The 14,794-nt window shown below is 70.4% G+C and carries 13 protein-coding genes; 3 read left to right on the top strand and 10 right to left on the bottom strand.

From position 1 onward, the window contains the following. Positions 1-44: 44 nt before the first annotated feature. From B056_RS0110330 to B056_RS42645, 6 genes are all read right to left on the bottom strand, one after another. On the bottom strand, positions 45-788 hold the full coding sequence (locus B056_RS0110330; RefSeq protein ID WP_018501786.1) for an ABC transporter ATP-binding protein: 744 nt from the start codon (positions 786-788) through the stop codon (positions 45-47). Continuing rightward, the gene (locus B056_RS36045; protein ID WP_018501785.1) at positions 785-4,135 is read right to left on the bottom strand and encodes a branched-chain amino acid ABC transporter permease/ATP-binding protein; all 3,351 of its coding nucleotides are present in this window, start codon (positions 4,133-4,135) and stop codon (positions 785-787) included. Before B056_RS36045 ends, B056_RS0110330 begins: the two co-directional genes overlap by 4 nt. Positions 4,136-4,268: 133 nt before the next feature. Continuing rightward, a complete protein-coding gene (locus B056_RS0110320) occupies positions 4,269-5,474 on the bottom strand; it encodes an ABC transporter substrate-binding protein (protein ID WP_018501784.1) in 1,206 nt (401 codons plus the stop codon). A gap of 793 nt (positions 5,475-6,267) precedes the next feature. Continuing rightward, entirely contained in the window at positions 6,268-6,822 is a 555-nt protein-coding gene (locus B056_RS36040; RefSeq protein ID WP_051105587.1) for a phosphotransferase, read from the bottom strand. 59 nt (positions 6,823-6,881) lie between these two features. Beyond that, a complete protein-coding gene (locus B056_RS0110310) occupies positions 6,882-8,099 on the bottom strand; it encodes a cytochrome P450 (protein ID WP_018501783.1) in 1,218 nt (405 codons plus the stop codon). 303 nt (positions 8,100-8,402) lie between these two features. Next, positions 8,403-8,573 carry a hypothetical protein gene (locus B056_RS42645; protein ID WP_154676958.1) on the bottom strand — a complete coding sequence of 57 codons (171 nt, stop codon included), beginning with the start codon at positions 8,571-8,573 and terminating at the stop codon, positions 8,403-8,405. 578 nt (positions 8,574-9,151) lie between these two features. On the opposite strand from B056_RS42645, the gene B056_RS0110290 reads away from it, so the two are divergent. Together B056_RS0110290 and B056_RS0110285 are read left to right on the top strand one after the other, a co-directional pair. After that, entirely contained in the window at positions 9,152-10,252 is a 1,101-nt protein-coding gene (locus B056_RS0110290; protein WP_018501779.1) for an NAD(P)-dependent alcohol dehydrogenase, read from the top strand. Continuing rightward, the gene (locus B056_RS0110285) at positions 10,252-10,764 is read left to right on the top strand and encodes an enoyl-CoA hydratase/isomerase family protein (RefSeq protein WP_018501778.1); all 513 of its coding nucleotides are present in this window, start codon (positions 10,252-10,254) and stop codon (positions 10,762-10,764) included. Before B056_RS0110290 ends, B056_RS0110285 begins: the two co-directional genes overlap by 1 nt. An 8-nt stretch (positions 10,765-10,772) precedes the next feature. On the opposite strand, the gene B056_RS0110280 is transcribed toward B056_RS0110285, so the two are convergent. The 3 genes from B056_RS0110280 to B056_RS0110270 form a co-directional block, all read right to left on the bottom strand. Further along, positions 10,773-11,552, bottom strand: coding sequence for a FadR/GntR family transcriptional regulator (locus B056_RS0110280; protein WP_026239532.1), 780 nt, complete (start codon positions 11,550-11,552; stop codon positions 10,773-10,775). Positions 11,553-11,668: 116 nt separating this feature from the next. Further along, complete coding sequence (locus B056_RS0110275; protein ID WP_020572427.1) at positions 11,669-12,325, bottom strand: carboxymuconolactone decarboxylase family protein; 657 nt, start codon at positions 12,323-12,325, stop codon at positions 11,669-11,671. Between the two features lie 124 nt (positions 12,326-12,449). After that, a complete protein-coding gene (locus B056_RS0110270) occupies positions 12,450-12,746 on the bottom strand; it encodes a DUF1330 domain-containing protein (RefSeq protein ID WP_026239531.1) in 297 nt (98 codons plus the stop codon). 207 nt (positions 12,747-12,953) lie between these two features. Between B056_RS0110270 and B056_RS0110265 the strand changes: the two genes are divergently transcribed. After that, entirely contained in the window at positions 12,954-14,057 is a 1,104-nt protein-coding gene (locus B056_RS0110265) for an LLM class flavin-dependent oxidoreductase (protein ID WP_268258366.1), read from the top strand. 13 nt (positions 14,058-14,070) lie between these two features. On the opposite strand, the gene B056_RS36035 is transcribed toward B056_RS0110265, so the two are convergent. Next, a partial coding sequence (locus B056_RS36035) for a GntR family transcriptional regulator (RefSeq protein WP_018501773.1) occupies positions 14,071-14,794 on the bottom strand: 724 nt, incomplete at its 5' end.

Here is a 14,794-nt window from a genome sequence, read left to right as displayed (position 1 = left end):
GCGGTGCGGTGCCGGTGGGCCACCCGCACCGCACCGGCGCCCTGTCAACCCGCGGCAACGGCAGGACTCTGCTCGACCTCCGCACCGTGAATGCCCAGGTAGGCGTTCTCCAGGAGTTCGGGAGAGGCGGCCAGATCCTTGGCCGGCCCGCGCAGGACGATATGACCGCGGTTGAGGACGGCCGCGGCGTCGGCCACCTCGAGGGCGAGGTTGACGTGCTGTTCGACCAGGATCACCGCGCACTTGTGGTCGTTGGCGATGCGACTGACGGCGGCGAACAGATCCTCGACGATCAGGGGCGCCAGACCCATGCTGAGCTCGTCGATCATCAGTACCCGGGGCTGCTGGATCAGGGCCCGGGCCATGACCAGCATCTGCTGCTCACCGCCGGAGAGCGCCCCGGCCGGCAGGGTCCACCGCTTCTCGAGAGCCGGGAAGGACTCGAGAAGATCTCGCGGCTTGGGGCCGTTGCGCTTGGCCGCCACCCGGATGTTCTCCTCGACGGAGAGGGTGGTGAACAGGCAGCGGTTGTCGGGGACGAGCACGACGCCGGCCGCGTTCGCCGCGGTGGGCCGGCCGCTGCGCAGCCGCGCGCCGTCGACACTGACGGTCCCGCCCTGAGCCGGTAGCAGTCCGGCCAGGGTCAGCAGCAGCGTGGTCTTGCCGGCGCCGTTCGGACCGAGCAGCGCCAGCACCGTCCCGGCCTCGACGGCGAGATCGACGTTGCGGAAGGCGGTGGTGCTGCCTCGGCCGCCGGTGAGGTCGGCGCATTCCAGTCGGATGGTCATCGGGTCACCGCCGAGGATGTGGTCGCCGTCGAAGGCGCTGCCAACGGTGGGGTGGTTTCCGCCGCCGGGGCTGGGGTTGTGTCCGCGGGTGTGGTTTCCGCCGCCGGCGGTGGGGTCGTTTCCGTGGTGGTGGTTTCCGCTGCCGGGGCTGGGCCGTTGTCTGTGGTGGTTTCCGTCGCCGGCGGTGGGGTGGTTTCCGCCGCTGTCGTAGCAGCCGGCGCTGTCGTAGCAGCCGGCGCCGGTGTGGTGTCCGTGGTGGTGGTGGTTTCGGCTGCCGGGGCTGGGCCGTTGTCTGTGGTGGTGGTTTCCGTCGCCGGCGGTGGGGTGGTTTCCGCCGCTGTCGTAGCAGCCGGCGCCGGTGTGGTGTCCGTGGCGGTGGTTTCCGCTGCCGGCGTGGGGGTCTTGTCCACGGGGGTCGGGTCCGCGGGGGTGGCTTCCGCCGCCGCCGCCGTCTCCGCCTCGACCTCCGCCGAGGCGTCGTGGACGGAGCCGAGGTAGGCGTCGGCGACGGCTCGGTCCGCGCGGATCGTCGCGGGGGTCCCCTCCGCGATGACCTTGCCGAAGTCGAGGACGTAGATGTAGTCGCAGACGGACAGCACGAGCGAGACGTCGTGATCGACGAGGATCACGCCGACCCCGGTGTCGCTGATCGAGCGGATGCGCTCACCGAGCCAGGAGGTCTCGGTGGTGTCGAGCCCGGCGGCCGGCTCGTCGAGGAGCAGGGCCCGTGGGCTGGTGGCGCAGGCCCGCGCGATCGAGACCAGCTGCCGTTCGCCCTGGCTCAGTTCGTCGGCGTGCCGGTCGGCCCGGTCGGCGATGCCGACCAGGTCGAGGGCGGCCGCCAGGGCGCGGTGACGCTCCTCGCCGCGTGCGCCGAACAGCGCCGCGCTGACGTTCTCCTCGACGGTGAGGTCGTCGTAGAGCTCCAGGGACTGGAAGGTGCGGGCCAGGCCGCGCCGCACCCGCGCGTGGGTCGGCAGGCCCTCGATGGGCTCACCGACCAGCTGGATGGTGCCCGAGGCCTGGGCGAACCCGGTGGTCGCGTCGATCACGCTGGTCTTGCCCGCGCCGTTCGGCCCGATCAGGCCGACGATCTGGCCGGCGTGGACCCGCAGCGAGACCTCGGAGACAGCCGTCACGCCGCCGTAGCGAACAGTGAGCCCGGAGATGTCGAGCACCGTGGCCGCCGGCTGCGCCGGCACAGCCGGTTCTGCCGTGTCGGCGGTCGCCGGCACGGCTGGTTCCGGCGTGTCCGCGACCGCCGACACGGCCGGTTCTGTCGTGTCGGTGACCGCGGGCACCGCCGGTTCTGTTGTCCCGGTGCTCGTGGGCGCGGCCGGCTCCGTGGCGGTCGAGGTCGAGATCGAGGTCGCGATTGCGGTCGAGGCCCCGGCCCCGGCCGGGACGAGCTTGCGGTGGCGTAGTCGGTCCAGCCTGTCGGCGAGCTGGTGGCCGCCGGTGGCGAGGCCCTCCGGGTGACCGATGAGGGCGACGAGGAGACCGATGCCCGTGATGACCGGGAACCAGTCGCCCAGGTGGACCCAGCGGTCCATCGCCACGAAGGTGATGCCGGAGGCCGCCATGATGCCGGCGAGGATGCCGCCGTAGACCGAGGTGACGCCGGCCAGGTACGCGGTGGACAGCAGAGCCAGTCCGCCGATCGCGGTGAACGAGTCGAAGGTGACGACACCGCGCCGGTAGGCCAGCAGGCTGCCGCCCAGGCCGGCGATGAACGACGCGATCGCGAAGCTGGCGACCTTGATCGCCACGACGTTGATCCCGATGCCGGCGGCGGAGTGCTCGTTGGCGCGGACGGCGAGCATGGCCGAACCCAGCGCGCTGGTCCGCAGCCGGGCGACACCCCAGGCCACGGCCACCAGGACCACCAGGCAGAGCAGGCCGAAGGGAATGCGGGGGAAGGCGTGGCCGGTGCCGATGCTGAGGTCGAGGCCGAACAGCTTGGGCTGGGTCACCTTGGCACCCGCGCTGCTGACGATCTGGGTGTTACGGAACCAGACGGCCTCGATGGCGTAGGCCAGGGCGAGGGTGACGATGCCCAAAGTCAGGCCCCGCAATCGCAGGGCGGGTAATCCGATCACCACGCCCAGCACGGTGGCCACGAGCGCGGCGAGCAGGGGCGCGAACGGGAACGGGACGTGCCAGCTCTGGGTCAGGCCGCTCAGCGTGAACGCGGCACTGCCGGCCAGCGCGAGCTGGGCCAGCGAGACCTGGCCCGCGTAGCCGGTCACGACGACGAGCGACAGGCCGATGATCGCGGCGATGAAGGTGCCGATGACGGCGCTGCGCCAGGTTCCGGTGGTGACCAGCAGGGCGAGCACGCCCACGGCGGTACCGAAGACCGTGGGCAGTGTCAGCGAGCGTGGTCGGGGTGCCCGGCCCAGCGGCTGGCGGACCAGGCCGCCTCGGACCACCAGGCCGCGCCCGGTGGCCAGCAGCGCCAGCAGGATCACCACCAGCGGGACGAGCTCCGCCGCGCCTGTTCTCGGCAGCCACCACGCGTCGTTGGAGGCGAGAGAGAGGGCTTCGGACTGGACCATGCCGATGGCGATGCCGGCGGCCACGGTCGGGATGAGATTGGCGAAGCCTCCGACCACGGCGGCGGCGAGGGCCGGCACGACGAACAGCGTGTAGGTGGTCGGGGAGAGCGGGGTCAACGGCGCGATGAGAATGCCGGCGGCGCCGGCGGTCACGCCGCTGATCATCCAGTTGAACAAAGCGATTCGGTCCGGGGACACGCCGCTGACGTAGGCGCCGGTCTGGGATTCCGCGACCGCCCTCGTGAGCAGTCCGAATCGGGTGAAGCGGTACACCGCGGTCAGTACCAGCGTCAGGACCACGACGGCGACGACGAGATAAAGCCGGTCGGACAGCACCTTCGCGCCGCCGAACTCCCACCGTTCCGCCGGGAAGATCGCCTCGGTGCTGACGGGCGCCGTACCGAGCCGGATCGCCATCACCGACTGGATGACCACCAGAACACCTAGGGATGCCACCGCCCGGGCCAGCTGGGGCGCCTCACGCAGCGGCCGGAACACCACCAGGTACAAAAGGGCGCCGAGCAGTGCTCCGAACAGCAGGGAGAGCGCGGCCGCGGGGGCCAGTCCCCAGTCTCCGCCGATGTCGACCGACGCGGGGAGCCCGGGAAACAGGACGAGTAACTCGCCGTCGCGTAAGAAGGCGTAGGAGTAGGCGACGTAGAGCGCGACCGCCCCGGTCGCGAAGTTAATGACTCCCGAGCTCCGGTAGGTGAGCACGAGCGCGAGTCCCAGCGCCGCGAAAACCCCGCCGTTTCCCAGGCCGAGAAGCAGCGAACCTATATGTTCCATCACGATCTCCCGGCATTGTCCAGATCAGTCCTGCAAAACGCGGGCCGGTTCGGCCCCCGCTCGGCACGTTGTCCGAGCGGGGGCCGAACCGGCTATCTAGGAAGTACCCCCCGACGAGTGTGGATCTCGATCGTCAGTCCGGGATCGCCGAGCTACCGAGAACCTTGTACTCCGTAGGCTGACCATCGCTGTCGAGGGTCGTCGTCAACCCACCCCGCACGCAGGCGGCCTGCTGCTCCGGGTAGGCCTTGCCGTTGCACCGGAAGTGCAGCCCGGCGGCGCCCGGAAGCTCCTTCTCGGGCATCGCCTTGATGGCGGCGGTGACGGTCTTCGGGGTGATCTCACCGGTGATGTCCTCGAGCGAGGTCAGGAGACCGGCGAACGTGACGAACATGCCCCGGCCCGAGGACGAGCCGGTGTCGATGTCCTTCCCGTAGGTCTCGATCACCGTGTTGTAGAGGACGCTGGACGGGTCGCTTCCGCCGACCGGAACGGAGGCGCCGATGACCATCCCTTCGAGGGCGTCACCGGGCACGGCCTTACGGGTGGCGTCGGTGATGCACTGCGAGATGGCGCTGACAGTGCCCTCGAACCCGACCGAGCGCAGGCCGTTGATCGCGCTGATGCAGAACGAGTCGTTGCCCACGATGAACACGACGCTGGACTTGTCACCCGCGACGCTCTGCAGCTGCGGTGTCATGTCGGCCGTGCCCGGGGGGATCCGGATGAGCTGGTAGTCGAGACCCGCCTTCTCCATCAGCGGCGGCGCGATGTCCTGCGCGTTGTGCAGCGCGGCCGGCACGTCGATGACGACCTCGGTGACCTTCTTGAGGCCCTTGTCCTTCGCGAGGATGAGCGGCTGCTGCAAGGTCGCGAACGTCGGGTCGCCCACGGTGAAGCTGTTGGGGTCGGACAGGATCGACTCACTGCCGGCGCCGAAGAACATCACGGGGATGTCCGCGTCGGCCAGCGGCTGCCACACACCCTCGGCCACCGCCGACTCGCCGACCGCGACCGCGACGACGTTCTTCTCGATCATCTGGTTCCCACAGTCGGTACCCCTGGCCGGGTCCGCCTGCGTCTCGCACGTCACCAGCTCGATGGGCCGGCCGCCGACGCCTCCGTGGTGCTCGTTCCACCATTTCGCGGTGGCCTCGGCCACGGAGAACTGGACGGAGTTGTCGATGGAGGCGGACCGGCCGTCCGAGACGACCCCGATTTTGACGGGCTCGCCGGCGGCCTTGTCGACGGGGCCGAGCACGTTGGTGGCCGAGGCCGTCTCCGTCGGGGTGGAGGCGTCCTCGTCGTCCGAGCTACACGCGGCGACGAACAGGAGCATGGCCAGGGGCAGGGCTAAGAGGGCCCTCGCTGACCGCCGGCGCGACCACCTCGTTCGGTCACGCGGCACCGTGTTCTCCATATGCCTTCCACCTCTGAGTCTTGAAGTTGTCTGCATCGCACAACCATCAACCACGAATTACAGCCGTGTCGGGAGCAGGCGGCTCTCACAAGGCCATGGTTGATTGGCCGGCTATTGTCTGGCGGGCGAGCGAGCACATGCTCCCAACTTTCGACGTCAGCGTCAACGTCTAAGGTTGCCCTCAGGTGATCTTGACTGGCGAGGGGACCAAGCCGAGATCATGATCGATGCGCTGGCGGCTCCGCCGCGGAAGTCGTCGCCCTGTTTGGCGTAGTAGGAGGCCGGCGGGTGGAGGCACGCCAGGGGTCGGCGGTCAGTCGTCGGCGGGACCGGCGGCGTTTGCGCCGAAGTCTCGGGCGGAGCGGCGCCCGGGTCGGCCGTAGTCGGCCGTGGTCGGCCGGTGCCGCCGGCGACATCCGCGTATCATGCTCCGCCGTCCACCGGCCTGGCCCGACCACCCCTCGCCGCCGTCGCGACCGACCGGTCCGTCCGCCGTGTTCTGATCGGCGAATGCGGCCGGGTCGCATTTAGGCTCGCGGCACATCAATAGTGGGCCGAGTTCCGCACCCGAACGGTGGAGAACGTCGGCCGCGGTCGCCACCGCCACCCGGGCCGGTCCGCATTCGCGGTCGGCGGCCGCATTCGTCGAACTCGCCCGCGCCGTCCGGCGGTGCGTCGGTCGGGCCTTCTCCCGGTCCGGGGAACACCCGGATCATCGGGCGTGGCTGTCGAGCAGATCCAGGGTGCCGAGGTCGCGAATGGCGGCGCACGAATTTGTGACCATGGACAGGAACATCCGGTCGGAGTGCTCCGTGGGCTCGTTGGTCGCGTAGACGCAGCCGAGTACGGTGAGTAACGGTGCCTGCGGTGTTCCGAGCCGGTAGTCCCGGAAACAGTCCTCGACCCCCATCCGGACGAGCCGCTCGTGGTAGCTGCGGACCAGGGCCCGCTCCCGCGCGCGCCGGAGCGTGGGCGGCAGCGCGGTGGACAGGAAGTAGGCGACGTCGCGGCCGGGGAATCCGATCTCCAGCGACTGCCAGCCGACGGCCATCACCTCGTGGGCGTCGCCGAACAGGAGGTTGTCGAGCCGGTAGTCGCCGTGGATGAGGGTGCGGCGGGTGCGGACCCGCCGGCCCCACCGGGCGAAGTGATCGGCCGTGCGGCACAGCGTGTCCGTGTCGGTGGGGGGAGAGCCGGTCCTGGAACCGCTCGAGGAACGGCACGGTGGCCGCGTCGGGATCGTCGACGATCCAGCCCCGCGGTCCACCCACCGATTCGGTCATCCCGGCCTCCGGAGCAGCTCGGGTGGGTGTCCGCGGCGGCGGGCTAGGCGATCGTGTAGCGGATCGGGAGGCGCTTGGGACCGCCGACGAACAGGGTCCGCATGTACTCGGGCGGGCCGGCCAGCTCGACCTCGCGCAGCCGGGGGACCAGCTCGTTGTAGAGGGCGCGGCCCTCCAGTCGGGCGAGATGGGTGCCCAGGCAGTAGTGGGCGCCGAAGCCGAAGCCGACGTGCTTGTTCGGGGTCCGGCCGACGTCGAACGCGCCGGGGTCGGCGAAGACGTCCTCGTCCCGGTTGGCCGAGGGGTAGGACAGCAGCACCGACTCGCCGGCCGCGATCCGGACGCCGCGCACGGTGGTGTCCTCGGCGGCGGTCCGCATGAAGTGCTTGACCGGGGACACCCAGCGGATCATCTCGTCGACCGCGGTGGGTACCAGGCCCGGGTCGGCGGCCAGCCGGCGCCACTGGTCCGGGTGTTCGAGCAGCGCGTGCAGGCCGCCCGAGATCGCCGCGCTCGTCGTGTCGTGCCCGGCGGTGGCGATCAGGACGTAGTACCCCACCGCCTCCAGCTCGCCGATCGGGCCGCCGTCGACCGCGGCGTTGGCGATCACCGAGCCGAGGTCGTCGGTCGGGGTGGTGCGACGGTCCGCTATCACCGCCTGGAAGTACTGGAAGAAGTCCAGCAGTGTTTCCAGGGCGGCGGTGTCCCCCGAGTTGCGGGCGAGGTCCACGTCGTCGGAACCGAACAGTTCCTGGGTGAGCCTGAGCATTCGCGGGAAGTCGTCCTCGGGCAGCCCGAGCAGGGAGAGGATGACGTACAGGGGATAGTGCGCGGCGACGTCCGTGACGAAGTCGCACTCGCCGCCGAGGTCCGCCATGTGGTCGACGAAGCGTTTCGCGAGCTGGGCGATGCGGTCGGACAACCGCCGGACCCCGGCCGGCTTGAACCAGTCGGCGCTGATGTGTCGATAGACCGGGTGGTCCGGCGCGTCCATCTGCACCAGGGAGCGGATCGGCGGCGCGGGCGCGCTCGGATCCTGGCTGACGGCCGTGCGCGGCGCGTTGTGCCACACCTGCGCGTCCCGCGAGATCGTCAGGACGTCCTCGTGCCGGGTGACCGCCCAGAACGGCGCGAAGCCGGCCGACTCGATCCGGTGTACCGGCGACTCGCGGCGCAGCAGCGCGGTGGCGGTGTGCCACCGTTTCTCGTCCGCGTACGCCGTCGGGTCGGTGAAGACGCTGCCCGCTTCGTCGAGATCCATGACCAGTCCTTCCGCGACAGACCGGCAGAATAGCAAAATATGTATTTATTTTGCTGCAAATTAGCTTCGCTTCTCAGCCTTCGGTGCCGAACGGCTTGTAGGGCAGGGTCGGGTCGCCCTTCGCGTCGAGGGTCGTCATCAGCCCGCCCCGGGTGCAGGCGGCCGGCACGAGCGGGTTGGCCTTGCCGTCGCAGCGGAAGGTCAGGCCGGGTGCCGCAGGCAGCGGCAGCTCCGGCGCGGAGCGGATCTTCTCGATGAGCCGCGCGGGGGTGACGTCCCCGGTGAAGCCGTCGAGCGCCCGGCTCAGTGGTTGACGACGCTGACCGGCCCGTCGAAGTTCGCCGCCCGCAGCCCCTCGAACGCCGAGATGCAGAAGGCGTCACCGCCGATGATGTGCACCTCGGTCGGTCCGCCGGCCGCGATCCGGATCATCTGCGGGGTCATGTCCGCCTGGTCGGGCGGGATGGCGACCACGTCCAGCTCCAGCCCGGCGTCGCCGAAGAACCGTGATCGCCACGTCGGCCTGGATGAAGTCGGTCGCGCAGCCGGCCGCCCGGCCCGGGTCGGCGTCGTCTCCGCCGCACGCCGCAAGGCCGGCGAGCGCCAGCACGGTGACGGCCGCCGCCACCAGTGCGCGCACGCGCGGCCGGGTACCTAAGCCGCTCTTCCGGGTGCCCTGTTCCATGATCCGTCCCTCCGGCGGGCCCGCCTGTTCGCCGGTCACTTGATCGCGGAGTCTAGGTAATATATCTATACTTTTCTAGCCTCAGAATCGAGATGATTGCCGGTAGGTGCCACCACCGCCGGAAGACCGCCGCCGTCCGCGCGCAGGAGAGGGCCACGACATGACGTTCCGGGGTCTGCTCGACGACGCCGCCCGGGCCGACGAGTGGGTGCCGGCACGGCATCCCGCGGTGCGCGCCGTCTCTGCCGCCACCGCCGAACGGGGTAACCGGTTGAAAACATCTATACCAAATGGTTACGATCCTGGCCCGAAGCCCGCGCCCGTCGGACGGCGGACGGCGGACACCACCGAGCCGGGAGGCCGTTCGATGAAGGCGATCGCGGCGGTGCTGCGCCGATTGGACGGGCCCTACGAGCTCGAGGAGATCGAGCTCGACCCGCCTGGTCCCGGTGAACTGCTGGTCCGGGTGGTGGGCGTGGGCATGTGCCAGACCGACCTCGTGCCCCGCCGGCCCAGGTCGTTCGCGCCGCCGCCGATCGTCACCGGTCACGAGGGCGCCGGCGTGGTCGAGGCCGTCGGCGCGGGAGTGCGACGGGTGTCGGTCGGCGACCACGTCGTGCTCACCTTCGACTTCTGCGGTGACTGCCGGAACTGCGGGAAGGGCCTGCCGCCCTACTGCGACACGTTCCTGGTCCGCAACATGTTCGGGCGACGTGCCGACGGATCGACGGGGGCGCGGGACGCGGCGGGGAACGCGATCTCTTCGCGCTGGTTCGGGCAGTCGTCGTTCGCGACACACTGCCTGGCCACCGAGCGCAACGCGGTCCCGGTCGACCGGGACCTGCCGCTGGCGAAGTTGGGCCCCCTCGGCTGCGGCATGCTGACCGGCGCCGGATCGGTGCTCGTCGGGATGAAGGTCACCGCCGGCGCCAGCTTCGTCGTGTTCGGCGCCGGCGCGGTGGGGATGGCCGCGATCCTGGCGGCGAGGACGGTCGGCGCGTCCCCGATCGTCGCCGTCGATCTCCACCAGCATCGGCTGGAGCTGGCCCGCGAACTCGGCGCCACCCACGCGTTGGACGGAACCGATCCCGACCTCGTACCGCGGATCAGGGACCTCACCGACGGCGGCGCCGACTTCAGCTTCGACACCACGGCGAACGTCGAGTCGATCGCGAACGCGGTCGCGGTGCTGCGGATGGCCGGGCACTGCGGGCTGGTGGGCGTCCAGAGCCGGCCGGTGACGCTGGGCCCGATGGCGCTGGTCGGCAGGACAGTGTCGGGGATCCTCGAGGGCGGCGCCGACCCGCACCTCCTCGTTCCCCGCCTCATCGACCTGTGGCGGCAGGACCTGTTCCCGTTCGACCGGCTGGTCGAGACCTTCCCGCTCGCGGAGATCAACGCCGCCGAGGAGGCGTCGCGGTCCGGGAGGGTGATCAAGCCTGTGCTGCTGCCCGGGGAGACGACCTGATGGACCCGACGCTTGTCGAACGTGGCGACGGCCTGGTGACGGTCACGTTCAACCGGCCGGAGAAGAAGAACGCGTTGAACGGGGCCAACTGGGCGGACCTGGACCGGATCCTGGCCGAGGTCGCGCGGAACCCGGCGGACCGGGCGCTGCTGCTGACCGGCGCCGGCGGGAACTTCTGCACCGGCGCGGAACTCGGCGGCGCCGGCGGCGAGGGCCCCGCGAACGGGAGTGGGAGCGGGGCGCAGGCGGCCGAGATCGGTTTCGTGAACGCGGTCGTGCCCGCGGCGGGCCTGGACGCCGCGGTCCGCGAGATCGCCGGCACCATCGCGGCCGGGCCGCCGGTGGCGCTGTCGATGACCAAACGCGCGCTGGCCGCCGCCGGGACGTCGTCACTCGCCCAGGCCCTCGAGGTCGAGGCACTGGCCCAGACGGTGAACGTCCACACCAGGGACATGCGGGAGGCGTTCACGGCCTACGCCGAGCGCCGCCCGCCCGTCTTCGAGGGCCGCTGACCTCGAAATCAGTACTGATGCTGCATCAGATCGATGACGGTTTTGGCGTCCTGGGCGAGCAGCGCCTTTCCCGAGACCGTCATGTGTTCTTTCCAGTGTTCCTCGGCGGCGGTGGCGTCACCCGCCTCGACGAGGGTCGCCAGTCGGGCCTGGGAGCGGAGCCCGCGTAGCCGGGTGTCCGTGGTTTCCCTTCCGTCCTCGGGCCGGCTGACCGCGGCGACGGCGCGGGCGACGATCTCGTTGAGCATTTCGGCGACAATGCCCAGTGTCTGGTTCCCGGCCAGTTCGACGAGCCGGGCGTGAAAGCGCGAATTGGCGTTTCCGAACGCCTCCGGGTCGTCGATCACCTCGAGTTGTTCGGCGGTGAGCCGCCGTAGCTCGGTGGCCGCCGAGGCGTGATCCGGCAACGCGGCGACGAAGCGCACGGCGACGGGTTCGAGCATGCTGCGCGCGGCGTGGACATCCGCGAGCGGTACGTTGCGGGCCTGAAGCACCAGCGCCGCGGTGCGGGCCGTCATCCGCTGGTCGGGCCGGTGGACGACCACTCCGCCGAGAACACCGCGCCGGACCGAGATCAGGCCCTCGGTCTCGAGGATGCGCAGGGCTTCGCGCAGGGAGGGCCGGGAGACTCCGAACCGCTCGACCAGATCCGGCTCGTGGCCGAGCGACTCGCCCTCGGAAAGATCGCCTTCGACGATGAGCCGCCGAAGCTCGTCAGCGATGCGCTGAGGCTTTTCGCGTGGTGTGGCCCGGTCGTGACTCCGTGCTTTCCTGGACTGGGCCACCATGATCGACTTTCTCTGGGTGTTTGCGGTCTGCCCAGCCTACCGGGGTGCGATGATGATGCGTTGGCGGCCGTGTGTGATCGTTCGGTCGCCAATGCGATGCATCTAGATGTTTTGGCTCACGCCGGGGGGAGTACGGGTGCGTCGACCGGCTCGGTCGGCGGGTCCGGCTGCAGGCCGACGCTGTTGAGCACCGCCGCGAGGCAGAGGTAGCCGCCGATGACGAAGGACAGCTCCAGGAGCTGCCCCGCGTCGAACTCGGCGGCCAGGAGCCGCCAGGTGTCGTCGCCGACCCGGAACTGGTCGATCATCTGGTCGGCCGCCGCCAGCAGGGCGCGCTCGACCGGTGTCCACACCTCGGCCTCGGCCCCGTGCGGGACGGCGTACAGCTGCTCGGTGGTGAGGCCGGCCTGCACGCCGATCCGGGTGTGCTGGTACCACTCGTAGCTGGAACGGGTGCGCCAGGCCACCCGCAGGATGAGGAGCTCGCGGTAGCGGGGGTCGAGCGTGGCGTGGTCGCCGGCGAAGAGACCGGTGAACGCGAGGAAGGTCTCGCTCAGCCGGACGTGGTGCGCGAACAGCCCGAGTGCCTTCGGCATCGGCGGGGCCTCCGGGGCGCCCGACAGGTAGAGCTCGGGTCGCCGCAGGTAGCGCAGAAGGGTGGACCGGGTCTCCTCGTCCCACTGCTCGAACGGAAGCGGTGGCAGCCTGGGCGCTGACGCTGACGCTGGCGAGTCGGGTGATTCCGGGTTCGCTGCTCCTGGTCCGGTCGCCATCGGGCTCCTCAATGCTAGGCGTTTGAGAGGGACGCTTCTTTTCCGCTTCCGCGGCCAACAGCGTGATTTCGAGGGCGTCCATAGTCCGGAATTACCAGGGACACCCGGCCCGCGGGTCAGCGGGTCACAGTGAGAAGCCCGAGGCGATGATCGCGTTGCAGTCGGCCGCCGCCCGCCGGAGCGGGACCGCGGCCTGGTAGCCGGCCGAGTGGTACCACTCGCGCGCCTGCTCGACCGACTCGAACTCGAGGACGACCGTCCGCCGGCCCGGCCACTCGCCCTCGATGAGCTCGACGTTGTCGTCGACGACCCGCACGGCGGCACCGTACTCGGCGAGGGTGGCCCCCGAAACCCTGCTGTAGGCCGCCATGCCCGCCGGGTCGTGGATGTTCTCCGTAAGGATCACGTATCCCTTCGGCACCTGCTTCTCCTCACTCGGTTCCTGGATCCGCCGTCCCACGGCGCCAGGCAGTTGTTGGGACCTTAGTCGACTGATGAATTGTGCGTCCACGGAAACCGGGGGATCTCGACCGGCGGCGTCCACCTGATCGTTCCGCCGGCGGGTCCGTGTCGGCGGCCTTGACGCTCGAATGAATCAGTGGGAAAGTCGACACAGGGATTTGGGTGGATGCTTTGGGCGGAGACTGATACCTCCGCCGGGCGTCTTCGGTTGCGATGTCGGTTGCGATGTCATCACGCTCGATTGCCTGGTAGAAACGGTCCCATGACCGACGCGAACGAGTTTGAGTTGTCGTGCGGGCTCCCGCCGGGTCCGGACTTCGCCGACCTCGCCGTGCTCGCCGAGGAGCTCGGGTACGCGCGGGTGTGGATCTTCGACTCGGCGCCGCTGTGGGAGGACCCGTTCGCGCACCTGGCGCTCGCCGCCACCCGGACGACCCGGATCGGTCTCGCCACCGCGGTCCTGATCCCGACCCAGCGCTCCGTCATGACGATGGCGTCCGGCATCGCCACCATCGCCCGGCTCTCCGGCGGTCGCTTCCGGGCCTGCTTCGGTACCGGCTACACGGCGCGGATGGCGATCGGGCAGCGGGCGATGCCGCTGGACGCGCTGTTCGACTACGTCGCGTCGGTCCGCCGGCTGCTCGCCGGCGAGACGACGGTGCTGGACGGCCGGGCGGCCCGGATGCTGCACTGGCCCGGCATGGCCGCCGCCCGGCCGGTCGAGGTGCCGCTGTGGCTCAGTGTCCTCGGCCCGCGCGGCAACAAGCGTGCCCCGGAGGTGGCTGACGGCACGATCGGGCCGCCGCACCCGACGCTGCCGACCACGACGATGGTCTCGGGAACCGTGCTGGACCCCGGCGAGGACCCGAACTCGAACCGGGTCCGGGAGGCGATCGGCCCGTGGCAGGTCGTGGGCTGGCACACCACCTACGCCGTCCGCGGCGCGGCCGGGGTGGACGCGCTGCCCGGCGGCGAGCAGTGGCGGCAGGCCCTCGAGGGCCTGGCTTCCGAGGAGGAGCGCCACCTGCTCACCTTCGAGGGCCATGTCACCCACCTCTCCGAGCGTGACCGCCCCCTGCTGGAGCACATCGACGTCGACACCATGGCCGGCGATGTCTACGTCGGCACCCTGGTCGGAGACGCCGCCGGCGTCGGCCGCAAGCTCGGCCGGCTCGCCGAGGCGGGGTTCCGCGAGGTCATGTACACGCCGTCCGGCCCCGACGTCGCCCGTGAGCTACGCGCCTTCGCGACCGCTCACCGTTCGCGATAGCCCTACGACAGGATCAGGGCCCGGCGGCGGGTGACACCGCCGGTGCCGCCGGTGCCGGTGGCAGGTAGCCGCGGGTGCGTAGGTGTTCGACGGTGACGGCGGCGCAGGAGCGTACGTGTTCCTCGCTGGTGCGGGCCGCCGCCGTGACGTCGCCGGCCCGGATCTCGGTCAGTAGTCGTTCGCGGTATTTCGTCTCGTTGTTCTCCCAGGCGGGGGCGTCGTAGTAGAAGCTGCCCTGCAGGACGCCGCCGAGGAAGTCGAGGATCGCGTCGAGGCGTGGTGATTTGCCGGCGGTGGCGATGATCTGGAAGAACCGGCGGTCCAGGCTCCGGCGGCGGGTCTCCTCGCCGGTGGTGGTGATCTCGCGGTGCAGTCGGGCGAGTTCCTCGATCTGCGTCGGGGTGAGGGTGCGCACGGCGCGTCGGGTGGTCATTCCGGAGACCAGGGCGACAACTTCGTAGTGGTCCTCGATGTCCTCGACGGTGACCTCGGCGACGAACGCGCCGCGCCGGGGGACGGCGTCGACGAAGCCTTTCTGTGCGAGTTCGATGAGGGCCTCGCGGACCGGGGCGCGGCTGATCCCGAGCGCGTCGGCGACCTCGTCCTGATCGATTTTGCTGCGTGGGGGTAGCGCGCGGGAGACGATCGCCTCCCGGATGAAGTCGGCGGCCTCGTCCTTGAGGTTGCCGTAGCGCCGCCGACCCGAGGCGAGCCGCCGGATCGCACTCGGGTCGGCG

It is taken from the genome of Parafrankia discariae (assembly GCF_000373365.1).
In the GTDB taxonomy this organism is placed as follows: domain Bacteria; phylum Actinomycetota; class Actinomycetes; order Frankiales; family Frankiaceae; genus Parafrankia; species Parafrankia discariae.
Note: the sequence above shows the minus strand (reverse complement) of the source record. Positions and strands in the feature narration are given on the sequence as shown.